The sequence below is a fragment of the uncultured Thomasclavelia sp. genome (assembly GCF_944324745.1).
Lineage (GTDB): Bacteria > Bacillota_I > Bacilli_A > Erysipelotrichales > Coprobacillaceae > Thomasclavelia.
The window spans coordinates 1-24,665 of record NZ_CALUXO010000076.1; the positions used below are offsets into that span (position 1 = coordinate 1).

The 24,665-nt window shown below is 30.8% G+C and carries 26 protein-coding genes; 19 read left to right on the forward strand and 7 right to left on the reverse strand.

Annotation, left to right across the window (positions count from 1 at the left end):
- Positions 1-428: 428 nt before the first annotated feature.
- Positions 429-2,333 (reverse strand): NAD(+) synthase, encoded by a 1,905-nt coding sequence (locus Q0K54_RS10350; RefSeq protein WP_294580989.1) that lies wholly within the window; start codon positions 2,331-2,333, stop codon positions 429-431.
- 83 nt (positions 2,334-2,416) lie between these two features.
- Positions 2,417-3,589 carry an MFS transporter gene (locus Q0K54_RS10355; protein ID WP_294580991.1) on the reverse strand — a complete coding sequence of 391 codons (1,173 nt, stop codon included), beginning with the start codon at positions 3,587-3,589 and terminating at the stop codon, positions 2,417-2,419.
- Between the two features lie 177 nt (positions 3,590-3,766).
- On the opposite strand from Q0K54_RS10355, the gene Q0K54_RS10360 reads away from it, so the two are divergent.
- The 15 genes from Q0K54_RS10360 to Q0K54_RS10430 all read left to right on the forward strand — a co-directional run bounded on the left by Q0K54_RS10360 (position 3,767) and on the right by Q0K54_RS10430 (position 18,545).
- Positions 3,767-4,528 carry a formate/nitrite transporter family protein gene (locus tag Q0K54_RS10360; RefSeq protein ID WP_294580994.1) on the forward strand — a complete coding sequence of 254 codons (762 nt, stop codon included), beginning with the start codon at positions 3,767-3,769 and terminating at the stop codon, positions 4,526-4,528.
- A gap of 61 nt (positions 4,529-4,589) precedes the next feature.
- Entirely contained in the window at positions 4,590-5,066 is a 477-nt protein-coding gene (locus Q0K54_RS10365; protein ID WP_294580997.1) for a YbaK/EbsC family protein, read from the forward strand.
- An 84-nt stretch (positions 5,067-5,150) separates the two neighbouring features.
- The gene (locus Q0K54_RS10370; RefSeq protein WP_294581000.1) at positions 5,151-5,813 is read left to right on the forward strand and encodes a response regulator transcription factor; all 663 of its coding nucleotides are present in this window, start codon (positions 5,151-5,153) and stop codon (positions 5,811-5,813) included.
- Positions 5,804-6,727, forward strand: a complete 924-nt coding sequence (locus tag Q0K54_RS10375) for a sensor histidine kinase KdpD (protein ID WP_294581003.1) — start codon at positions 5,804-5,806, stop codon at positions 6,725-6,727. The genes Q0K54_RS10370 and Q0K54_RS10375 overlap by 10 nt, the downstream gene beginning before the upstream one ends.
- An 86-nt stretch (positions 6,728-6,813) precedes the next feature.
- On the forward strand, positions 6,814-7,506 hold the full coding sequence (locus Q0K54_RS10380; protein WP_294581006.1) for an ABC transporter ATP-binding protein: 693 nt from the start codon (positions 6,814-6,816) through the stop codon (positions 7,504-7,506).
- The gene (locus tag Q0K54_RS10385; RefSeq protein ID WP_294581008.1) at positions 7,496-9,970 is read left to right on the forward strand and encodes an ABC transporter permease; all 2,475 of its coding nucleotides are present in this window, start codon (positions 7,496-7,498) and stop codon (positions 9,968-9,970) included. The genes Q0K54_RS10380 and Q0K54_RS10385 overlap by 11 nt, the downstream gene beginning before the upstream one ends.
- A 239-nt stretch (positions 9,971-10,209) precedes the next feature.
- Entirely contained in the window at positions 10,210-11,697 is a 1,488-nt protein-coding gene (locus Q0K54_RS10390; protein WP_294581009.1) for a family 1 glycosylhydrolase, read from the forward strand.
- Positions 11,698-11,915: 218 nt separating this feature from the next.
- A complete protein-coding gene (locus Q0K54_RS10395) occupies positions 11,916-12,467 on the forward strand; it encodes an ECF transporter S component (protein WP_294581012.1) in 552 nt (183 codons plus the stop codon).
- Entirely contained in the window at positions 12,445-13,503 is a 1,059-nt protein-coding gene (locus Q0K54_RS10400; protein ID WP_294581014.1) for a hypothetical protein, read from the forward strand. The genes Q0K54_RS10395 and Q0K54_RS10400 overlap by 23 nt, the downstream gene beginning before the upstream one ends.
- A gap of 97 nt (positions 13,504-13,600) precedes the next feature.
- Positions 13,601-14,239: a hypothetical protein gene (locus tag Q0K54_RS10405; protein WP_294581018.1), complete on the forward strand. Its 639-nt coding sequence runs from the start codon at positions 13,601-13,603 to the stop codon at positions 14,237-14,239.
- Positions 14,233-14,829: a LytTR family DNA-binding domain-containing protein gene (locus Q0K54_RS10410; protein ID WP_294581020.1), complete on the forward strand. Its 597-nt coding sequence runs from the start codon at positions 14,233-14,235 to the stop codon at positions 14,827-14,829. The genes Q0K54_RS10405 and Q0K54_RS10410 overlap by 7 nt, the downstream gene beginning before the upstream one ends.
- 15 nt (positions 14,830-14,844) lie before the next feature.
- Positions 14,845-16,128, forward strand: coding sequence for a hypothetical protein (locus tag Q0K54_RS10415; RefSeq protein ID WP_294581023.1), 1,284 nt, complete (start codon positions 14,845-14,847; stop codon positions 16,126-16,128).
- A gap of 2 nt (positions 16,129-16,130) precedes the next feature.
- Positions 16,131-16,895: an ABC transporter ATP-binding protein gene (locus Q0K54_RS10420; RefSeq protein WP_294581025.1), complete on the forward strand. Its 765-nt coding sequence runs from the start codon at positions 16,131-16,133 to the stop codon at positions 16,893-16,895.
- A gap of 117 nt (positions 16,896-17,012) precedes the next feature.
- Positions 17,013-17,759 (forward strand): metallophosphoesterase, encoded by a 747-nt coding sequence (locus Q0K54_RS10425; RefSeq protein WP_294581028.1) that lies wholly within the window; start codon positions 17,013-17,015, stop codon positions 17,757-17,759.
- A gap of 33 nt (positions 17,760-17,792) precedes the next feature.
- Entirely contained in the window at positions 17,793-18,545 is a 753-nt protein-coding gene (locus Q0K54_RS10430) for a MurR/RpiR family transcriptional regulator (protein ID WP_294581031.1), read from the forward strand.
- A gap of 18 nt (positions 18,546-18,563) precedes the next feature.
- On the opposite strand, the gene chbG is transcribed toward Q0K54_RS10430, so the two are convergent.
- A complete protein-coding gene (gene chbG, locus Q0K54_RS10435; RefSeq protein WP_294581034.1) occupies positions 18,564-19,310 on the reverse strand; it encodes a chitin disaccharide deacetylase in 747 nt (248 codons plus the stop codon).
- A gap of 121 nt (positions 19,311-19,431) precedes the next feature.
- Here chbG and rdgB point away from each other — a divergent pair, with 121 nt between their 5' ends.
- The 4 genes from rdgB to Q0K54_RS10455 all read left to right on the forward strand — a co-directional run bounded on the left by rdgB (position 19,432) and on the right by Q0K54_RS10455 (position 21,914).
- A complete protein-coding gene (rdgB, locus tag Q0K54_RS10440; protein WP_294581037.1) occupies positions 19,432-20,019 on the forward strand; it encodes an RdgB/HAM1 family non-canonical purine NTP pyrophosphatase in 588 nt (195 codons plus the stop codon).
- Entirely contained in the window at positions 20,020-20,529 is a 510-nt protein-coding gene (locus Q0K54_RS10445) for a tRNA (cytidine(34)-2'-O)-methyltransferase (RefSeq protein WP_294581040.1), read from the forward strand.
- Positions 20,519-21,160 (forward strand): TIGR01906 family membrane protein, encoded by a 642-nt coding sequence (locus Q0K54_RS10450; protein WP_294581043.1) that lies wholly within the window; start codon positions 20,519-20,521, stop codon positions 21,158-21,160. The genes Q0K54_RS10445 and Q0K54_RS10450 overlap by 11 nt, the downstream gene beginning before the upstream one ends.
- A 340-nt stretch (positions 21,161-21,500) precedes the next feature.
- On the forward strand, positions 21,501-21,914 hold the full coding sequence (locus tag Q0K54_RS10455; protein ID WP_294581045.1) for a DUF1810 domain-containing protein: 414 nt from the start codon (positions 21,501-21,503) through the stop codon (positions 21,912-21,914).
- Between the two features lie 27 nt (positions 21,915-21,941).
- Here the strand turns inward: Q0K54_RS10455 and Q0K54_RS10460 are convergent, their stop codons facing one another.
- The 4 genes from Q0K54_RS10460 to Q0K54_RS10475 form a co-directional block, all read right to left on the reverse strand.
- Positions 21,942-22,472 (reverse strand): hypothetical protein, encoded by a 531-nt coding sequence (locus tag Q0K54_RS10460; RefSeq protein ID WP_294581048.1) that lies wholly within the window; start codon positions 22,470-22,472, stop codon positions 21,942-21,944.
- Positions 22,473-22,687: 215 nt separating this feature from the next.
- Entirely contained in the window at positions 22,688-23,272 is a 585-nt protein-coding gene (gene rbr, locus Q0K54_RS10465; protein ID WP_294581051.1) for a rubrerythrin, read from the reverse strand.
- A gap of 17 nt (positions 23,273-23,289) precedes the next feature.
- A complete protein-coding gene (locus tag Q0K54_RS10470; RefSeq protein ID WP_294581052.1) occupies positions 23,290-23,682 on the reverse strand; it encodes a transcriptional repressor in 393 nt (130 codons plus the stop codon).
- 106 nt (positions 23,683-23,788) lie between these two features.
- Entirely contained in the window at positions 23,789-24,646 is an 858-nt protein-coding gene (locus Q0K54_RS10475; protein ID WP_294581054.1) for a Cof-type HAD-IIB family hydrolase, read from the reverse strand.
- Positions 24,647-24,665: the final 19 nt, after the last annotated feature.

Consider the following 24,665-nt stretch of genomic DNA (forward strand, 5'->3'; position numbering starts at 1 on the left):
TCAGATGGGTGTCTATTATGATTATTAAATTAAAGGAACACGCAGAAACAATAGATGCTAAGAAACTATCAGTAGACCAGAAATATTGGTTGATATTGGACGGCAAGTTTATTAGTGTTATTGAAGATAAAAACCACAAACAATATTACATTAATAATAAATATATTGAAAAATCCTAGGGTTTGACGCTCTAGGATTTTTTATTTTCAAACCAGTAAACTACAATAAAATGTACTAAATAAGTAACAAATAAGTAACAAACACGCTAAAGTCCGCAATCTAGTGCGGACTTTTGTTTCAAAAAATGAAACAAATAGATATTGAAATAAAAAAAGAAAGTCTGTTGACTTTCTAGTGCGGGTTCTCCGCTAAATTAGTTTGTAATAATATTATACTGCTCCAGTTAGCAACTGTCAACTAGTGAAAATTTAAATCTTTTCAATTTCACGAATCCAGTCACGAACATCACTATCGCTAGGCATCCGCCAGTCACCACGAGGTGAAAGAGAAACAGTACCTACTTTAGGACCGTCAGGAATACAGCTACGTTTAAATTGTTGAGTAAAGAAACGCCAATAAAATTTAGTTAACCATTTCTTGATAGTTTCATCATCATATTTATCTTTAAAAGCAATTTTAGTTTTTCTAAATAATTTTCGTGGTTCATCACCAAAACGAACCATATGATAAATGAAGAAATCATGTAGTTCATAAGGACCAACGATATCTTCGGTTTTTTGAACGATTTGATCATTTTCTTGTGGTAAAAGTTCTGGTGAAACTGGTGTATCTAAAACATCCTTTAAAATAGTTTCGATTTTTTGCCCTTTGTATAGACTAGCAACATAATCAACCAGATAGCGAACCAATGTTTTTGGTACCGAAACATTAACAGCATACATTGACATATGATCACCATTATAAGTGGACCAGCCTAATGCAACTTCGGATAAATCACCAGTTCCAATAACTAAGCCACCAACTTGATTAGCTTTGTTCATTAGAATTTCAGTTCTAGTTCTGGCTTGAACATTTTCATAAGTGACATCATGATTGTTTTCATCTTGATCGATATCGGCAAATTGGACTCTTACAGATTTAGTAATATCAATTTCTAAACTAGTTACATTCAATTCATCCATTAAACCTAAAGCATTATTTTTAGTTCTAGATGTTGTTCCAAAACAAGGCATAGTTATGGCAATAATATCTTTTGAATCGTAATTAAGTTTTTGAAAAGCCATAGTACATACTAATAAGGCTAATGTCGAATCTAGACCACCAGAAATACCGATGACTACTTTTTTAATACCGGTAGCTTTTAATCGCTGCATTAAAGCTCGAGTTTGAATATCAAAGACCTCTTTACAACGTTTAGCTCGTAAACTATGATTGCTTGGAACAAATGGATGGGGGTCATAATAATATGTAGTATCTAAATCGATATCAGTTGACTCGAAATAAATCATCTCATAATCATGACGAGTTTTGTATGTAGTCATTTTTCTTCGTTCACTAGCTAATTTCTTTAAGTCTAAATCACCATAAATTAATTCACTTTCAAAACCATGACTTTCATTGATAATAGTTCCATTTTCACAAATCAAATGATGGCCACTAAATACGACATCAGTAGTACTTTCGCCATCGCCAGCATTGCAATAGACATAACCACAAACTAGTTTAGCTGATTGAATCGTAACTAAGGAACGTCGATAATCGCTTTTAGTTGTTATTTCGTTACTAGCGGAAGGGTTTAAAATAATATTAGCACCATTTAAAGCTAGATTTATGCTTGGTGAATCTGGTAACCATAAATCTTCACAAATTTCGATTCCAAATCTGAAATTTTCATTTGTAGTTGATGCAAAAATATATTTAGTTCCAAAAGGGACTTGATTGCCAAAAAAATCAATTATAAGATTCTTTTTTGGCGCTGGTTCAAAGCGTCTAGCTTCATAAAATTCCTGGTAATTAGGAATATGAGTTTTTGGTACCATCGCTAGTAGTTTTCCCTGATGGATTACAGCAGCAACATTATAAAGACAATTAAGATGTTGATATGGTAGACCAACAATTACTACGATATCTTTATTTTCAGTATATTTGACAATTTGTTGCAATTGATTTTTTGCTTCGTTTAGTAATCTTTCTTGATTAAATAAGTCTTCACAAGTATAGCCGGTTAAGCATAACTCAGGTAAGACTAAGATTTTGGCTTGATTTTGATAAGCTTGACCAATTAATTGCTTAATGTTATTACTATTGTTAGTTACATTAGCAATCGTGGTATCAAATGAACCCGCCGCCACACGGATATATCCATCTTTCATTATATCGCCTCCATTGCCTATATTTTACACTGATAAATAGGGATAGACAAGCAAAGAAAAAAATAATCAGATGAGAATTCTGATTATTTATAACGTAAGTCTCTTTTTTTGAATTTGAATTTAAAACATAGGATCAAAGCTAATACGATTGAAGTCGTAAAAACTAGATACATGATAGTATAACCATTATTTCCCGGGAAAAGGTCTAAAATGCGCCCACCGACAAATTGGAATATCAAAGCGGAAAATCCTTTGGCCAACATTGAAGAAATTCCATAGGCACTGTTGACATATTGTTCTTCTACTAAATCAAGGACAATTCTAACCGCCACTAAAGTAAAGACAATTGTTGTTAAGCCTTGAAAGAAAAAGACCGACATAATCAAATAAGGGTTAGGACATGAAGAATACCAGACAAAGCGAATGATTGATAATACACAGGCAAAAATCATTAATTTTTTATATGAAATTACTTTCATATAGCGATCAGAAAATAAAACAGCTGGTATTTCAGATAAAGTACTCAATAATAAGGTCGTTCCGACAATAGTAGTAGTACCGCCTAATCCACGAATAACTAGAGGCAGATAAACTTGCTGAGCAGAACTAGGTCCTTGAAATAAGATGAAAATTAATAAAAAAATCTTAAAAGATTTATTCTTCCATAAATGAGTAATGACTTCCTTAGTAGTAACTTTTTGAACTTTATTAACAACAATAGGTTTAGCATCATTCATCATATATAATGAAAAAATCATGATAACTAATCCAGCAGCAAAAATATAGAAATTAGCAACCGGCGCTACATAATCATAGACAATTCCACTAACTTGAGCTGCAATTGCATAAAGAATTGATCCCCAGACTCTGATTGTTCCAAATGGATAAGGTGCTGCGGTGGCTAAACGATCAGTTAACGCGGTAATTCCATTTAAACATCCTTGAGTAAAGCCGTTGAACAAAAATAAGAAAATAAAAGAACGGGTATAGGCAAACATTAAGCCAAAAATAATTGTTAAAACCCCGGTAATCATCGCTACTTTTTTAGGGCTGCGAAATTTATCCGCTAGAAAGCCAGTAATTGGCTGAGTAGCCATGGCAAATAAGGCGGCAGCTGAAGTAATCAATGAAATTTCAGTAGCCGAACAATCAATACCTGCTAAATAAACTGAGATAATACATGAAAACATAGCCCATGAAAAATAGAACATCCCATTTCCTAAGGCATAATATAAATAACTTCCCCTTTTAAACATCTTAAACCCCCATAATTTATTATAGATTCTAGCACTCTTATATAAATTTCATTTACTTTTTCATTTTTTGTAAATGAAATTAATTAAAGAATTATTACAACGATGTCAAAACGTTTTAGATTTTGTTGAACTTATAAAATTTATAGTTTATAATAAAACCAATTTGGAGGGTTCTTTATGAGTTTTGAAATGTTATCGGATTTGGGAATCAAAAAATTTGAGATGTGCCGCGATGAACCAGGACGTTTTTTCGCAAGATCGGTAGTTGCTGGATTATATTTAGGTTTAGCTACAATTTTATCATCAACGTTAGGGACGTTGTTATTTAAAAATCATGCTATTGCTTCAAAAATTGCCGTTGCCGCATCATTTGGAATCGGTCTAGTAATTATTGTTATTTTAGGTTCAGAGCTTTTTACAGGTAACTGTTTTACGACCATGATTCCAGTTTATGGCAAAAAATTAAAATTTCGCCAGATTATTCCTATGTGGATTATTTGTTATATTGGTAATTTTATTGGAATTGCTTTAATTTGTTTCTTGTTTGTTAAAAGTGGCAGCAATCAAGAATTATTTAAAGAATATATTAGAATGACAATGGATAATAAATTAACATTTACGATTATTCAGTTATTTATTAAAGGGGTTCTATGTAATTTTATTGTCTGTGTTGGTGCTTATGTTGGAATGAAGATGCAAGATGATACTGCTAAGACATTAATTATGATGTTAGTTGTTATGGCTTTCGTTTTACCAGGATTCGAACATAGTATCGCTAATATGGGATATTTTACTTTAGGAATTACTGCTTTAGGAAGCAGTTATAGCTGGACTATGTTACCATTACATATGTTAATTGCTACAGCTGGAAATATTATTGGTGGTGGTGTGTTACTAGGAGTACCACTATTCATGATGATCAAACCGAAAAAAAGATAAAGATCGAAACGATATGTCAATGATGTATCGTTTTTTAATCAATTAATAAAGGAGAAGTAAGATGTCAATTGAGAAAGTTAAACAATATTTTGAAGAAATCAATATGGAAGATCGCATAATTGTATTAGAGGAATCTAGTGCAACCGTAAGTTTAGCGGCTCAAGCACTAGGCTGTAAGGAAGAACATATTGCTAAAACCATGTCTTTTTTATTAAAAGAAAATCCTATTTTGATTGTTATGGCTGGAGATGCTAAAATCGATAATAAAAAATACAAACAACAATTTCATCAAAAAGCTAAAATGGTTCCTTTTGATCAGGTAGAAAGTATTATTGGTCATCAACCAGGTGGTGTTTGTCCATTTGCAATCAATGATAATATTCCTGTTTATCTTGATATTTCCTTAAAACGTTTTGAAATCGTATATCCTGCAGCTGGCAGCTCTAATAGTGCCATCAAATTAACACCAGATGAATTATACCAAACTGCCAAAGCGCTTGAATGGATCGATGTTTGTAAAGATTGGTTGAAAGAATAAATTGTTATAAACTATATGGTAACTTAGGTGAAAGTTACCATATTTTTTTGCTATAATTAAAGAAGTTATTAGTGGGGTGAGATCATGAAGAAGATTTTAGTTTTAGAAGATGACCAAAAATTAAATCAGGGGATCCGTTATGCTTTAAAAAACGAAGGTTATCAAACAATAGGGGCATTTACTTGCCAGGAGGGTTATCAAATTGTTACCCAACAGAATTTAGATCTGATTATTTTAGATGTAAATTTGCCAGATGAAAGTGGCTATCAATTTTGTAAGTGGGTAAAAGAACATCGACCAACTTTTGTCTTGTTTTTATCGGCTTGTGATTTAGAAAGTGATGTTTTAAATGGCTATGAATATGGTGGCGATGATTATGTTACTAAGCCATTTTCGATAAATATCTTATTAAAGAAAATTGCAGCCATTTTTGCATACCAAAAACCTAATAAAAATATTTATCAAGATGATTATTTAATGATAGATTTTGATTTAGGAAAAATATTAGTCAATAATCAAGTCTGTTCGATCACTCCGACTGAATATCGAATTTTAAAAATACTGATTGAAAATCAGGGTCAGTTATTAACTTATTCATTATTTCTAGAATCATTATGGCAAGAGGGAATTCAATTGTTTGATAAACATGCTTTAGCCGTTAATATTAATCGTTTAAGAAAGAAAATTGAGGATGAAAAACATACTTATATTATTAATGTTTATGGGATGGGATATGTATGGAAATAGTGTTATTGATCATTATTATTAGTTTATTAATAAGTTTAATAATAGTATTGATTAAGTATTTTCATTTAAAGCAAGACATCAGACAGTTTTCGAATCAATTAGAGAAGTGTTTGGATGATTTGATTGCTGCTAAAACGATAAATGAAACAGCGGATAATGATGATCTATGGTCAAAGATTGCTTTTAAATTAAAACGATTATCAAATATTTATCAGCATTCACAACAGGAAATTCAAGACGAAAGAGAACAATTAGAACAATTAATATCTAATATCTCACATCAAACTAAAACCCCAATGGCTAATATTAAATTATATTTCGAATTATTGAAAAAAGAAAATGATCCAGCTAAGCAACAAAACTGGATAAAACAAATTGAAACTCAAATAAATAAATTAGAATTCTTAATTCAAAGTATGATTAAAATGTCTCGTTTAGAGACTGGTACGATAAAAATAATTAAACAGCCTAATTTAATTATCAAAACTTTGACGCTAGCATTAAATCAAATTATTTATAAAGCGGATCAAAAACAGATTAAGATAGTTGTTAATTGTGATGAAAGTATTCAATGTTTACATGATTCAAAGTGGACAAGTGAGGCTATTTTTAATCTTCTTGATAATGCTGTAAAGTATACTAAAGAAGGTGGTATGATTAAAATTGATGTCAAAGTACAACCTTTTTTTACTAAAATCAGTATTGAGGATACTGGAAAAGGTATTGCTCCAAAACGCCAAGGTGCTATTTTTACACGATTTTATCGTGAACCTGAGGTCCATGATATAGATGGTATCGGGATTGGTCTGTATTTAGCTCGAGAAATTATCACGCTACAAAATGGGTATATCGAAGTAAAGTCACAAGTTGGGCAAGGAAGTATTTTTATGATCTATCTGCCAAATTGGAATTAGAAAAATCACAGTTTTGTGATTTTTTCTGTTTGTGACTGGTCTGTGATTATTCTATTTTATTATGTAATCATAGGAGGTAGTTGATGATGAAAGATATAATTGTCAAAACGCAAGATCTAAAAAAATATTATAAAACAGGGAATCAGATCGTAAAAGCTTTAGATGGGGTGAACTTTGAAGTAGCCCGACGAGAATTTGTTTCTATCATGGGAAAATCTGGCAGTGGAAAAAGTACCCTCTTGCATATGATTGGGGGATTAGACAATCCTAGCAGTGGAACGGTTATTGTTGATGGAATAAATCTAGCAACATTAAATTCCAAACAGCTGGCTCTTTTTAGAAGGAGAAAAGTTGGATTTATTTTTCAACAGTATAATTTAATTCCGGATTTGAATGTCTATGATAATATCATTTTTCCGTTAGAGTTAGATGGCGTACAGGTTGATGAAGAATTTATTCAGGAACTGCTGGAAAAATTAAATATCGCCAATAAACAGGAAATGCTTCCAGCAATGTTATCAGGAGGTGAACAGCAGCGAGTTGCAATTATTCGAGCTTTAGCTACAAAACCGGCGATTATTCTTGCCGACGAGCCAACTGGAAATCTAGATACGGCTACCAGTCATGATGTGATCGGATTATTGAAAGTATTGAGTCGACAATATCAGCAAACATTGATTGTTATAACACATGATATTGATATTGCCCAAATGGCTGATCGAATCGTTATGATTGAAGATGGCAAAATAGCAAAAGGAAGTGATTTCCATGTTAGCTAATAATAATAAAGCCATTATCAATAAGTTGGCAAAAAACAGTGTTAGATCAAATAAGAAGCAGTATGGGATTTTATTCTTTACCATAGTTTTATCAGCGTTTATGCTTTTTTGTGTATTTACAATCGGTCTAGCTTATTTAGATTCCAGTCGCTTGCAAAATACCCGATTAAATGGCAGTGAATATGATATTACAACTTTGAACGGTTTTACAGCTAAACAGCTGGATACTTTACGAAAAAATAAGGATATCCAAAGTGTTGGTATCGAATCCTATGCAGGATTTATTAAAAGCTCTGAATTTGATGATACTGTTGAAATCGGTCTGTTGTGGTGTGATGAAGTATTCTGGAATTCTTTGATGGCACCAGCTAGAACGAAATTAACTGGTCAGTATCCCCAAGCTAAAAATGAACTGATGGTTACCAAAGATATACTTAAAGCCTGTGGTAATGAAAATCTATCTGTGGGAGACAGTCTGGTTTTAACTTATGAAAATAACAATGGTATTGATACAGAAGAGTTTGTTATCAGTGGGATATGGGATGGCTATGGGGATACATCTGTTGGCTTTGTGTCTGAGGCTTTTTATGATGAAACAGGATATGATTTAGGCAGTGATGGAATCCTTTGTATAAAATTAAAGCATAATTACGTTTTACCAGCTACAATCAAATCGATAGAAAATTCTCTGAATTTTTCAGACCGACAAATTTTTGTTCCGACAGCTTATATCGAAAATTCTTTTAAGCTGTTGCTTGGTATATGTGGGTTAGCCCTGGTTATTTGTTTAAGCGCCTATCTTTTAATTTATAATATTTTATATCTATCTGTTTCTGGAAAGATACGGTATTATGGATTATTGCAATCCTTAGGAATGACTAAACAACAGCTAGGTTATTTCATTGCAAAGCAAATGCTATTTATAGGAATATTAGGAATATTGATTGGAAACCTGACGGGAATTCTGGTGTGTATGAAATTAGTTCCATATATTCTTGAAGTACTAGGTATTGCAACTGGTAATATGACTTTGCCATTTAATCCGGTGATTTTATTCATCAGTATTGTTGTGACAGTTTTCGCCATTTTTTTTGGAGTGAAAAAGCCAATTCAAATTGCTACAAAGGTTACACCAGTAGAGGCAACAAAATACCGAGAATGCCTATCTAATCAAAAAGGCTATAAAAGGAAAAAAGGGGCCTTTTTTTGGAAAATGGCTTTTGAACAGCTTAAGAAAGATAAAAAGAAAACAGTTGTTGTACTGTTATCACTGGCAACAAGCTTATCAGTCTTTTATTGTCTTACAACGATTATAAGCACTCAAGGTGAAAGAACGGTCTTGCCTAACTATTGGAATGCTGATTTCGTTGTTCAAAATCAGACACAGACTACTGAGGATATTAATTCTCTTGAGATGGCGATAGATGATTCTTTTGTGGCAGAAATAGAAAAAATGGATGGGGTTAAAGACTTTCATATTGCCACAGGAGTACCTGTTAGTTTTCCGTATGTGTCTGATGGGTTTTCTAATATGTGGATAACTAATTATATTGAAAAATCACCATATTTATCTGTCAATGAAGTTATTTCCAATTATCAAGCTGATCCAGCAAACTATTATGGTATGTTAATCGGTATTGACGAAGCTCAATTTGATTATGTAAATCAATCATTAAATACTCCTGTTGATAAACAAGATTTTCTTGATGGAAAGATTGGCATTGTACAGTTTGAAGGTTTTGAAATCCCGACAGAATATTTGAATCAGAAAGTTCCGTTCACTTTTCAAGAAAATCAGTATGAAATTATGATTGGAGCCTTGTCTTATCAAACACAGTATGCTGGAAGAGATATCGGTCCTTCGTTGATCGTAAGTCAAAACTATTTAAAAAGTTTGACGCCTAAGCCAACCATATTAGACATCTATATTAACTATGATCAAGAGTATGATAAAAAGCTAGAACAAAAGATTACATCGCTGGTAGATAATAGCCCATACAGTAATGATTTACATGTTGAATCACATTATCAGGATATGAAAACTATTCAAGAATCCCAGGGGAATATGATGGAAATAGGTACGATCATTGCTTTGTTGTTACTACTAGTTGGAATTTTAAATTATCTAAATACAATTTCAAGTGGCATCCATAATCGAAAATTAACATTTTCGGTTATGGAAAGTATTGGGATGACTAGTAATCAAATATATCGTCTTTTGATTCGAGAAGGTGTTTTATATGCGAGTTTCTCAGTATTTATTACATTGACGATTGGCACTATTATTACTTATATTTGTTTTCAGTCGCTGAATTATATGGCAGTTTCCTTTAAAGTCCCGATAATTCCTTTAATCAGTGCTATTATTTTAGTTATGTTGATATGTATGATCGCACCGCCAATATCTTATAAAAAACTTACCGGAAATCGTTCGATTGTAGAACGATTAAGAGATTATGAATAGATAATAAAACAAGGTGATTTAAATCATGAAACAAAATTAAAAAGACTTCGATAGGTAATGATATTTAGAAATCTGGTTAAGCTTTTTTAATAATTAAGTGGCATTAAAAGTAACAAGAATATATAAAGTATAACTAATATTTGTGTAAATTAACTAAAAAGACCAAATAACTTAAAGATATGAGGGGAAATTAGTGTTATAATTAACTAATGATAATAGAATGAAAGGAGTAATACAAAATGAGTTTTCCAAAAGGATTTTTTTGGGGTGGCGCAACAGCTGCTAACCAATATGAAGGAGGTTGGAATGAAGGCGGTCGTGGACCAGCTTTAACAGATTTTACTACTGGAGGTAGTGTCAAAGAACCAAGAAAAGTTACTTGGATCGATAAAGAAGGAAAAGAACACGCAACCAGACAAGTACCATTTGATGATGCTTTACCTGAAGGTGGCGATCATTATGCCTGTTTAGAAGGATATCTATATCCAAATCATGAAGGAACAGATTTCTATCACCATTATAAAGAAGATATTAAATTATTTGCCCAAATGGGATTTAAGATGTTTAGAATGTCTATTTCCTGGTCACGAATTTATCCAAAGGGAATCGAAGATACCCCTAATCAAGCAGGGATTGAGTTTTATCGTGATGTTTTTAAAGAACTTAGAAAGTATAATATTGAACCATTAGTTACTATCCATCATTTTGATACCCCAATTTATTTGGTTGAAAAATATGGTGATTGGCAAGATCGAATCTACATTGATTTATTTGTCAAATATTGTAAAACAATCTTTACTGAATACAAGGGGTTAGTTAAATACTGGTTAACATTTAATGAAATCAATAATACCTTAAATGTCTTAAATATGTTTGGTGACGGTATTAATGATGAAGATTATAAAAAACGATTAACACATTTACACTATCAATTTGTAGCTAGTGCCAAAGCCGTTAAATTAGGACATGAAATTGATCCTGAAAATAAAATTGGATGTATGTTGGCAGGTTCAATCACTTATCCACATACTTGTGATCCTAAAGATGTTTTATTAGCCCAACAAACTATGGAGGAAAATTTCTGGTATTGTGGAGATGTTCAATGCTTTGGTAAATATCCACCATTTGCCAAAAGAATCTGGAAAGAACATAATGTGACAGATCTAGACATTACTGAACAAGATTTAGTAGATTTAAAAGAAGGTAAAGTGGATATGTTTACATATTCATATTACATGACTAATAACGCAACAACTCATGAAGAAAAAGATACGGTTGGTGGTAACTATGCTGCTGGTATCCGTAATCCATATTTAACTTATTCTGATTGGGGTTGGGCTTTAGATCCTACTGGACTTCAATATTCACTAGAAAAAATCTATGATCGTTATCGTATTCCATTGATGGTTGTGGAAAATGGTCTTGGAGCATATGATAAAGTTGAAGAAGATGGTTCAATTCATGATGATTATCGAATTGATTATTTCATTCCTCATATTGAAGCTATGTCTAAGGCAATTGATAACGGCGTTGATTTAATCGCTTATACAACTTGGGGATGTATTGACTTAGTATCAGCAGGTACTGGTGAAATGCGTAAACGTTATGGCTTTATCTATGTTGACAAGCATGATGATGGTACTGGAGATTTATCAAGAAGACCTAAAGATTCATTCTATTGGTATAAAAAAGTAATTGATAGTAATGGAGAAGATTTAAGTAAATAATTTAAAGCAAACAGATAGCTTATCTATCTGTTTGCTTTTTAATTGAAACATAAGTGGTGGGAGTATGTCACTTGACATCTAAAATAAATATCATTAAAATTTAAGTGCATGATTTAAGCGATAATCAGTTATCATGAAGGTAACGTTATGCCATGAAGGTTAATCTGGAAATGCAGATATTTTTATGGCTTTTTTCATGTTTTACAAGGAGGTAGAAGATGAAAAAGATATCAGTAAAAGAAATAGTTTTAGCAGCGTTTTTTCTGGCTTTAGGATTAATCATGCCATTTTTAACGATGCAAATTCCAAGTATTGGTAGCATGTTGCTTCCAATGCATATCCCAGTTATTTTATGTGGATTTATTTGTGGCGGTCCATTAGGATTGGTTGTTGGTTTTATTGTCCCACTTTTAAGAAGTGCCCTATTTTCAATGCCACCAATGTTTCCAACGGCAATTGCTATGGCGTTTGAATTAGCTGCTTATGGATTTATTTCTGGATTTTTATATAATCACTTAACTAAAAAACTAAGTAGTATCTATCTTAGTTTAGTTGTAGCTATGCTTGGTGGTCGTATTATATGGGGATTAGTTAGTCTAGTTTTATATGGATTATCAGGGCAAAGTTTTGCACTGGCAATGTTTATTACTGGTGCTTTTACGACAGCAATTCCCGGAATTATTTTACAATTAATTTTGATTCCAGCGATTGTTTTAGCTTTGCAAAAAGCTCGGCTGATTACTAATTATGGATATTCTAGCGCTAGTTAATGAGCACCTAGGGCGTTATCCGGATATGGAGCCCCAAGATATTATCAAACTAATCTACCAGAATGAATTTGGTGGCGGGCACATGATTGATTCCTTTGAAAATAGTTTTCAAAGATTAAGAGATGAATGTGATAGTTTAGATGAAAAGTCATCTTTTTTAAGTACTGAAAAGATTGGCGATAATTTAATTCGTGTTAATTTAACTAAATTAAATGAATTTCAGCTAAAGGCATTGAATCAAATTTTTGTGGTTTCATCTAAACAAAAATCTGGGAATCTAACCGCTTTTATCGAAAAACTATCATTAGTAAAACAGGCAATGGAAATAAAGGAAATTGATTATGATAGTCAATTATTTACTCAAGAATTAACAGCTTATGAAAAGCTGAATTTTCCGCCTATTAGTCATTCAAATCAATATCGCCAATTATATCAGCCGCATTATCGAGTAGTTGATTGGCGTTATTTTAATTATTTTGATTTGATTGTCAAAATTAATCAATTAATAACTACTAATGAACATCTAATTATTGCCATTGATGGTAAATGTGGTGCTGGTAAATCTTTTCTTGGTAATTTGCTGCAAACAATCTTTTCTGCAAATTTATTTAAGATGGACGACTTTTTCTTACGTCCTTTTCAAAGAACTGAAGAGCGGTTATCGAAACCGGGTGGTAATGTTGATTATGAACGTTTTAAAGAGGTGGTCGTTGATCCCTTACTAAAAAAAGAAACAGTATATTATCAACGATTTGATTGCTCTAAGATGGCTTTAGATGAGCTAATTACCCCCATTGAATGTAATAAGATTAATATTATTGAAGGAACATATAGTCTTCATCCATACTTTGGAAAATATTATGATTTTTCAATTGGGTTAAATATCACGGATGATTTGCAGCAACAACGAATATTAAAACGTAATGGTATGATGATGTTAGAAAGATTCAAAAATATTTGGATTCCATTAGAAAATAAATATTTTGATGCTTATCAAATATTTAAACAAGTTGATTATTTAATACAAGCAGAGTGAAAACTCTGTTTTTTTATGCTATATATGAACGTTTGTGCCAGAAGTGATTTTTGAATTAAGTATTGTTGTATAATGATGATGAAAGGAAAAATGATATATGAGCAGAATTGGAAAAAAGACAACTAAAAAGCAGGCAATTAAATCATTGATCATAACAGTGATAATAGCGAGTTTTTTTACTTTTATTACTAATAATATCATTTCACTTATGCCAGGTAAATATCATATAGTCATCGCACATCAAGTAGAAATATTAATTATGCTTTTGATTTTCATCTTAACAATAATTACTATATATCCTTATTTGGTAACATTCCAGCGTATAGATTTTACAGACATAGAAATAAATTACTATTTTTATAGTAATTATATTGAAAAGATTAGAAGTGGATTTGGAATATTATTGAATCAAACCGAGATTCCAGGAATGCAGATTTTGATTAGTGATATTAGAGTAGTCAAACTTTCTTGCCAAAGAACACTTTATGGATATGGCATCGGTGGTTATGCTTGGGTTTTGTCATTTTATATGAAAAATGGGACATTATTAATACTATCACCACAGAATATGATAAAAAATGAAGATGGAAATATTTTAGATCTATTACAGTTATTACAAGAAAATGAAATTGAAATTATTGATAATTTTAACTTAAAACGAGGACTGGTTAAAGATAATGCTTACTTCCAAAATTATGTTGAACAATTAACGAAAGCCGGAATAATTAAATGGTAAAGATTTCATTTGTTTGTAAAAAGGAAGTAAGTCAATTAGTACAAAAGTATTTAAAAAATATCTCATTAGAGATTAGTGATAATATTAATAATGAGACTATTGTTATTATTCAAATTAATAATTTGGATGATTTAAACAAAGCTAAAGAATTAAAGAATAAATATCAATGTCAGTTGATTTGTATTATTGATAAAGTAGATTTAGTCTTTGAGGTCATGGATTTAAATCCAGTATCGATTTGGCGTTTATCAGCATTAAAGCGAGATTGTTTGATGCTGTTAAAACTGGCAGAGTATCGTTTGATAGAATTTAAATCTGGCAGTAATCGAATCGTTGTTAGTACTAAAGATATTATTTATTTAGAATCATGGCAGCATTATTTAATGGTTCATACTGTTAATGCTACTTTTAAGACTCGAAAGAGAATATCGAAAGCATCTCAGGAATTAAGTGGTGATGGTTTTATTCAAATTCATAAATCTTATTTAGTAAATAAAAGATTTATTAAGACGATTGAAAAAAATACCTGCTGTTTAAAAAATGGAATAGAACTTCCAATTGGTAAGAAATATCAGTGTTTGAAAATTTAAAAGGTGGTGAAAAAAATGCAAGTTGCAAAATTATCGCTTAAAATGTTAGCTAGAAACAAAAAGCAAGGAATTGAGTATGGAGGGTTATTACTAATAGCCACGGTTATAATTTTTGTTTTTGGATCATTATTAGAAAATCGATATTTGATTGGAAATGACCAGGTTATTGGAAGTGGTAGCTGGCGTTATTTTGTTTTACCATTATCATTAGGGTTGCCATTTGGAGTAATATTATTTTGTTGTTATATGGTTATGATGGCTAATGAGTGTTTTTTATATAATCATAATAGTGAATTTGCAATTCTAGAAGTTAACGGGGTGAGTGTTTTTGGAGTAACTAAATATTATGGCTATCAAGTATTAGCTATTTTAGGACTTGTTACGGTATTGGATTTTATTTTTGGGAATTTGCTGACAATTTTAGTTAATTATTGTATTTATAGTTATTTAAATATTGAAGCATTACTGTTTGATTTATCTTTTAGCGATTGTTTTAATATTGTTGCGATTAACGTGATTTTATTTTTGGTAATTGTTGTTAATACATGTGGTTTTTTGTTTCGATATAATCTTCAAGAATTATTAAAACGAAGTTTTAGTTATCAAAAAGTAAAAAGAAGGCATCGCTATTTTTTTAAAAGTGCCATTATTTTATATTTGGTAGGTCTGGTTTTAATCGGATTGGAGGATAAACAATCAGTTTATTATTTAGGACCAGTGTTAATTGGAATGCTAGGATTATTATTAATGATCAAGCAAAGTAGTATTAAGATAATAAGGATGATCAAAGAAAAGTTTCATTATCGTTTAGCTGTTATTTATTTATCAAGACTAGCGATCATGTTACAAAAAGTAGCTAATTTGTTTGTAGTTATTGTGATTATGGTAGCAGGATTAATACCTATTTTCATTGTTCAAGGAAATTATTCTAATGAATTTGTTACTAATTTTCTGGCTTTTTTGGCGATGATGTTTTTATTGATAATGACAGTTGTTTTTAAGCTAGTAATTTATATTAATGATATGAAGTTTGAATTAAAGATTATTTGGTTGCTTGGCATAAAAATTAAAGAAATAATTAAAATAATGCATGCTGAAGTTGGTTGGTTTTATAGCTTGTTAGTAGCTTTACCAATGAGCTATGTAGCATTTATTGGATATCGATTGATCGTATATCATGATTTAAACATATTATTATTTATTATTTTGGTTTTAGCTTATTTAATATTAATTATGATGGCTATGTTAGTAACTAATTGTATTTATCGTCGACAAGTTATTAAAGAAATCGAGGGTTAATTATGGAAACTATTTTAGAAGTTAAACACATTAGTAAAATTTATGGATTAGAAACATCGCATCCCTTTAAGGCAATTAATGATATATCATTTACCGTGAATACTGGTGATTTTATTTGTATCATGGGTCCGTCAGGTTCTGGCAAATCAACTTTGCTTAATAATATTACCACAATTGACATTCCAACTAAGGGAGAAGTATATATCAATGGTATTGAAGTTAAGCAGATGAGTCAAAGTAAGCTTAGTCAGTTTCGAAGTGAGAATATCGGCTTTATTTTTCAAGCTGATAATTTATTAGATTCATTGACTGTTTTTGAAAACATGGCCCTGCCTTTAGAGTTAAAAGGTATCGATACTAAAAGAATCAAAACAAAAGTCGAATTTCTAGCAAAAAATCTGCAGATTGAAAAAGAATTAGATAAGTATCCCCAAGACTGTTCTGGTGGTCAAAGGCAGCGAATTGCCATTGCCCGTTCTTTAATTAGTGAACCTGATTTGATAGTAGCTGATGAGCCAACTGGTAATCTTGATAGTAAGAATTCTCATGAAATTTTAAAATTATTGAAAAGATTAAATCAAGTAGAAAAGAAAACGATTATTATGGTCAGCCATGATTCATTAATGGCTGTTTATGCCAGTAAAGTAATGTTTCTTAAAGATGGTAAAATTGAAAAGATCATAGATAGTAAAAAATATAGTTCTAAAGAGTATTTGTATGCTATCATGTCAATGAATTTTAAAGAAGCCCAGATACTTTTTGAGTAGTTAAACTTTAATAGTTATAATCAACATTTTTTACAAATATTTTCCAATTACTTTTATGATATTAGTTTAAAAAAAAGAGGAATAATGATAAACTAATATAAGAAAGGGTGGTAAGATATGCCTAAAAATATATATGTGCTTTCGGATATTCATGGTCATTATAAAGTTTTTAGAAAGATGTTAGAAAAAATCCATTTTTCAGATGATGATTTGTTATATATTTTAGGAGATTGTAACGATCGCGGACCTGATAGTCTTAAAATATATTTTTATATTCAAAAATTTGATAATATACATTTAATTCGTGGTAATCATGAAATCATGATGCGTGATGCTTTTATTGCTGATGATCCTACTTCATCTCAAGGAAGAATGTGGGCTCAAAATGGTGGTAATAAAACGGCAGAGAGTTATCACAAATATTTACACAAGAAAGCATTGAATGAATTTGACTATAAAATTGTTCGAGCGGCATTTTATAAGATGATGATTGATTATGTCAATAAGTGTCCTTCATTTATTGAAATAAATTGTAATGGGCAGGATTATGTATTGATCCACGCAGGAATTAATCCAGAAAAAGGATTATATGAACAAACTGAAGAAGAATGTGCCTGGATGCGGGAATACTTTTTCATGTCTAAAGGTTTAGATAATAAAATAATTATTTTTGGTCACACACCAACTTGTTATATCCATCAAGAAAAAGATTGTTTTGATGTCTGGTATGACCCGATTTTTAAAGATAAGATCGGTATTGATGGTGGCCTAGGTCCTTTTGATAAAGGTCAACTTAATTGTATTTGTTTAAATACAAAAGAAGTCTTTGTCGTTAAAAAGAGCGAAGTTGACGAAACCGAATAAAAATAATTAGAGATTAATGGAGGTAAGTGTTTTATGAATATATTGTTAAGTCGAATATTGACATATTTAAATGGGGCATTTGTTTATGATGATTATTACCGTTTTTGTAAGTTTGTTGTATATAATTATTTAGGGTTTGAGGATCTTTCACTTAAAGAAGTCGTTGAAAAAAGTGGGGTCCCTGAAGATAAAATCATCACTTTTTGCCAATTGTTAGGTTATGATGGTTTTGAAACATTTCAAAATGAATTATTAAGAACTCATATGGTTCGTCTTGATCAAATTAGAGCTAGAATGTTAGGCGTAAATAGTGATCAATTGATCAATGATATGGAAAAATCTTGCAGTAATGAAGAAATGAAAGAATATATTTCAACGATTTGTGAGGCCATTTTTAAAGCTAAACGGGTGGTTATTTTTGGGGCAATGTATCCATTATCAATTGCCGTGGAATTACAGACGGATTTGATTACTTTTGGTAAACCAGTGATCCAGTATCAAAGCTTTGATAAAGACATAGTACTAGATGAAAATGATGTTACTATTTTTATTACGGCTACGGGTCGGTCAATGAATACTTTTGTGGAAATTAAAAAGGAATTAGGAGTAGCATTAACGACATCAATTTTAATAACTCAAAATCGTACTTATGAATTGGATGAATATAAGATTTCTGATTATGTGCTCAGAGTTCCTGGTAAATTTGATGGAATTAATTTCAATTATCAGATCATGACAATTTGTGATCTATTAAGAGTTCATTACTATACTCAATATTACTTATAAACAAAATCAGCAGCTGATTTAGCTACTGATTTTTTTAATCTTGGAAAAATTAATTAATTCAATTTGATGTTCATCAATAAAATGTTTAATCCGTTGATCACATAAAAGATCTAATTCTTTCATTCTTAAAATATTATAACTGCTAATCTTATATAAACGCCAATCTAAAAAAGCCGGATGACACATAATTTCTAAATATTCATCATCACTGTTTAAAACACTGATAAAATAATCATAAGTAGCTTTTTGATTATAAAATTGGTCGTTACAGCGCACAAAGTGATAATTAGATGTAATAGGCTGTCGTTGCCGAATTGGTAAATCATATTCATTAGCTAATTTTATTACTGTCTGTTGCAATTGAGGCAGCAGATGAACATGGTGATGGGAATCAATATGGGTTGGTTTTTTACCCATCAGCTTAATAAATTTTTCAATTTGAGCTTTCCATTCTTGATATAATTCTTCACTATCTACTACTACTTCTTCGTTTTCATAAACTTCGGGACGTAAAAAGTTTCCATTTTCATCAATAAAGCTTTTACAATTAGAAGTTAGGGGTTTTCCCAAAGTTAAAACAAGATGGATCCCTAGACCTAATTGGGGATGTTGTTTAGCTAATGATATTGCCATGTCGGTATAGGGCATATTCATCATACAAGTTGTTGATGTTAAAATTCCCTGTTGATAAGCAGCGATAATGCCTAATACGGCTCCTTCACTTATACCAAAGTCATCAGCATTGACAATTAATTTTTTGACCATTGTAGTTACCTCCATATTCACTATTATAGCTAAGATAAAAAAATAAGATTAATTTTTTCAAAAACTGCAAACTAGTAAATAAACGTGATATAATAGCTAAGAAACTGAAAGGGTGAAATAAATGAAAGAATTAATTGTTGCATCGACTAATCAAGGTAAATTAAAAGAAATTAAAGCGATGCTTGCCGATATTAACATTGAAGTTTTATCAATGAAAGATGTTTTAAATAAAGAGATTGAAATTGAAGAAAATGGTAAAACCTTTAAAGAAAATGCTTTAATTAAAGCTAGTACGATTGCTAATATTGTCAACAAACCAGTATTAGCTGATGATAGTGGTTTAGAAGTAGATGCTTTAGATAAAAAACCAGGTATTTATTCAGCTCGGTTTTTAGGTCATGATACTAGTTATGATATTAAAAATCAATATATCATTGATGCTATCAAAGATAAAGATCGCACGGCACGATTTGTTTGTGCAATGGCATTGGTTATTCCAGGACAAGAACCAATTTTAATTGAAGAAACAATGGAAGGGATGATCAATGATAAAATAGAAGGGGAAAATGGTTTTGGTTATGATCCAATTTTTTATTTTCCACCATGTAAAATGACTTCAGCCATGATGTCAATGGAAGAAAAAAATAAATATTCACATCGGGCTAAAGCATTAAAGAAATTATATAATATTTTAAAGGAGATGGATTAGATGAATCATATTGTTTTAGTTCATCCAGCAATTCCCCAAAATACTGGAAATATTATGCGAACATGTGTCGCTACTAATACAAGTCTTCACATTATTAAACCAATGAGTTTTGATTTGGATGATAAAAAAATGAAACGGGCCGGATTAGATTATGTTAAGGATCTAGATTTACATGTCTATGATAGCTATGAAGAATTCAAAGCTAAAAATCCTGGACAGTATTACTTTTTTACCCGTTATTCTCATCAATGTTTTACTGATGAAGATTATAGTGATTTAAGCCAGGAACATTACCTGTTCTTTGGACATGAACATGATGGAATTCCTAAAGAAATCTTGACAGAAAATTTAGATCGTTGTTTACGAATTCCTATGAGCAAAAAAGTCAGAAGTTTAAACTTGTCTAATTGCGCAGCTATTTGCATTTATGAAGTATTAAGACAACAGAATTATCCAAATCTTTCTAAAGTGGAAGTTCAAAAGGGTGAAGATTTTTTATATGAGTTATAAAAAAAGTGATATTATTTTAGCAATCCTATTGATGATATTCATCATCAGTTTTGCGGTTGTTTTTACAGTTTTTTTTAAGCCATTATATTATTTTGATATTAGTTATTTAAACATTGATAGTATAAGTGGTTTAGATGTAGCTACGATTAAAGAAAATTATCGCATTTTGATCAATTATCAATCAATCTTCTACCAGGGAGCATTGAATTTACCAGATTTTATCATGTCAAATGCTGGACGAATTCATTTTGAAGAAGTTAAACGTATTTTTGAAGTTCTGCAAGTAATGATGGTTGTTTCTGGAGTGGCTGGAATTACGTGGGCGATTAAAAGGATTAAAGCTAAAGAGTATCGCTTTTTACGTTTGGCGGGATTAATTACCATTATCATCCCATGTGTTATCGGTTTTTTAGCGGCATTAGATTTTAATCGAGCATTTGTGATTTTTCATCAGCTGGTTTTTAGAAATGATTATTGGATTTTCGATTATCGAACTGATCCAGTAATTACGATCTTACCAGAAAGCTTTTTTATGCATTGCTTTATTTTAATAGTTTTGATCGTAATAATTTTAGCTGGATTATGTTTATGGTATTATCATTGCAAACAAAAAGAAATATTAGCTAATTAAACTCTGTTTTGATTTGATTTACAAGTTGATTATTTTAATAAAAAAATATGTCAACTAAAAATCATCTCATTATAGAGTTTTTTAATATCATAAAATTGTAAGAATATTTTCATTAAAATCACGGATACTAGAACTAAAAGAAGGTTATGATTAAATCAGAAAGTAATTTTAAATAATAACTTTCAGTTGATTAAAATATTGAAAGGAGGAGCTGTTAGAAATAACAGCTGGTGGCAAATATGAAAAGAATAAAAGAGTTATTTGCTATCATAAAATTTAGTTTTAGTCTGTATTTTAGCAAATAATTTTATGTTACAATAGTAACAGGTGGTGATGATAAATGAATGATTTACAACGGTTTATCGAAGCTGGTGATCATAGTTATTTACAAGCATTACAGGAAATAAAAAACGGTCGAAAAATAGGGCATTGGATGTGGTATATTTTTCCACAAATCAAGGGATTAGGCCATAGTCCAACTGCTAATTATTATGCTATTCAATCATTTGATGAAGCTAAAAGATTTTATCAGCATCCATTGTTAAACCAACGTTTGACGACTATAACGAAAGCTTTATTATCATTAAATACTAGTGATCCAGTTATAATATTTAGTTATCCTGATAATTTAAAATTAAGATCATCAATGACCTTGTTTTATCTTGTTAGCCATGATGAAGTTTTTAAACAAGTTCTGGATAAATATTTTAATGGTGAACTTGATCAAAGAACTTGTCAAATTTTAGGTATCTAAAAAGATTTGCATTGAGCAAATCTTTTTTCAATATGAACTAATTTTAATTACCGGAATATTTTCTTTCATTTGCATAAACTGATTGTTGTAGTTTTCAATAAAATAGTTAATAATATTGTTTATATTACTTTCCAATGATAAATTGGCAGATTCTAAATATTGCTTCCACGTCTTTTCATAATTTTTTACAACATAATAAATATTAGCTAAATCAAGCGTGGCATAGCGATCGAGTAAGCTAGCTGTTTCGTGATTATAATAAGATTTTAATATTTCTATTTGAGTCGGTACTAATAACATTGAAGCAGGAACCATGTTGTGAACTAAAACCGCATGTGTTTTACCACAATGTTTGCACATGACTCGTTGTATTTGCAGACATATTTTGCGTTCCGGTATTTTATAGCATTTTTGATAAGAACCGATTTTAACAAGATGCCCATTTTTACCACAAGTACAGCGAATATCTTTGAAATTGATTAATTTAATAATTGAATTATATTTTTCCTGTGATAACTCTAGATTATCAGAGTCGTTATCTACAATAATTACTATCATAATGATTCCTCCATCGCAACATCTCAATTTTTAATTAATATTGATTAGAATATTGAATGGTTTAGAAAAGTAGATATTGGGTTAATTATCATATAGATGAATAAATCTCTATCTAATATAATATTATATCAGTTTAGGTCAATGAATAAAATACGTTAAAATTAGTAAAAAAGATGCAAAACGAATCGCTTTGCATCTAATAGCCATTATATTTATTATCCTAAAAAGAAAGTACTAACTTCAAAATGTGCTTGAGGATGGTCACATGCTGGGCAACGTTCAGGTGCTTCTAATCCTTCATAAATGAAACCACAGTTATTGCATTTCCATACTACTGGAGCTTCACGTTTGAAAGTATTTCCAGCTTCTAATGTTTCTAATAATTTTAAGTATCTAGCTTCATGATGTTTTTCTGCAACAGCAATATTTTCTAAAACATCGGCGATTTCATCAAATCCTTCTTCACGAGCAGTTTTAGCAAAGCTAGGGTACATTTGAGTATATTCTTCATTTTCTCCGGCAGCGGCAGCTTTTAAATTTTCAGCTGTTGTTCCAAGTAAAACTGGGAAATTACCTTCGGTATAAACAGTTTCACCAGCTAAATCTTTATTTAGGAATTTCATTAATCTTTTTGCATGTTCTTTTTCTTGATTAGCTGTTTCTAAGAAAATATTTTGAATTTGCACATATCCTTCTTTTTTAGCAATTGAAGCATAAAATGTGTAACGATTACGAGCTTGGCTTTCGCCAGCAAAAGCATGCATTAAATTGTTAGCTGTTTTTGTTCCTTTAAGTGTCATAATTTGTCCTCCATATCCTAATTTTTTTCCTTCATTAAACAACTCTCACAAACACCACTGAAAACAATTTCGATTTTGTCGATTTGATGATTGGTTTGCTGTCTAACAACCATACGTATTTGTTCATCCTGGAAATTAATATCAAAAACTTTTTTACATTTAGAACAGATAAAATGATGATGATTACTTAGATCCCCGTCGAAATGGACCATGTTTTGTCCGACATCAAGTTTTCTGATTCTTTTATTATCCGCTAAAAAATTGAGATTGCGATAGACCGTGCCTAAGCTTAATTCAGGATGATCTTTTTTTAAATCACGATAAATTGCTTCTGCAGTAGGGTGATCGTGTCTAGCCATTAAATTGCTGTAAATCAATTCACGTTGTTTGGAATAACGAGTTTTTGGCATAAAAAACCTCCTTCGAATAAATAGTAATGGTTACTATTATAGTATAATGTTTTAGTTTCAAAGTCAACCAGTTTGCTAGAAATAACAAAAAAACTAGTAAAGATTACTAGTTTTTTAATTCAGGAATATATTTATATAATGCCTTAGCAATACCATCTTCTTCATTTGAAGCCGTAATGTCTTGACTAATTGCTTTTAATTCATCAACCGCATTAGCCATTGAAATACCTAAGCCAGCATATTTAACCATTGAAGCATCATTTTGTCCATCACCAAAAGCAATCATTTCACTTTCAGTATAACCCATTGGTTTTAAAACAGCATCTAATGCTTTAGCTTTATCGATTCCTTTAGCGGTAAATTCAAAATAGAAAGCGCCAGTAAACATACAACTTAAAGTATCTTTAAATGGTTCCATCATTTCTTGATAATGAGCTTGAAGATATTCTGGATCACTAGTTGTTAAGATTTTATTTAATTCAAAATCAACAAATTCAGCTAAATCATCAACTTCACATAATTTATATTTACCACCACGTGATTCATATTCAAAAACATTGAAAGGAGCGCCATTGTAATTAATATAGTTATCATAAACATTAGTAACATACATATAATCACCTTTATCGATCATTGGACGAACCCGATCAAATTTTTTCATGTGTTCCAATACTGCTTTACCTTCAGCCACTGTTAATGGTTGATTGAATAAAGTTTCCATAGTTTGGCAATCAACAACTTTGCTGCCGTTATAACATACAAATAAACCATGATAATGATCCATCATTAATTCTTTACCTAAATCAACTAATCCGGTTGTTGGTCGACCTGAAGCCAAGATTAATTTGATTCCTATTTCTTCCGCTTTAATTAAAGCCTTTTTAGTTTCTGGGGTGATTTTCTTTTCACTGTTTGTAAGTGTTCCATCAACATCCATAATAATTACTTTGTATTTATTTTCCATCTGTTTCCACCTCACTGAC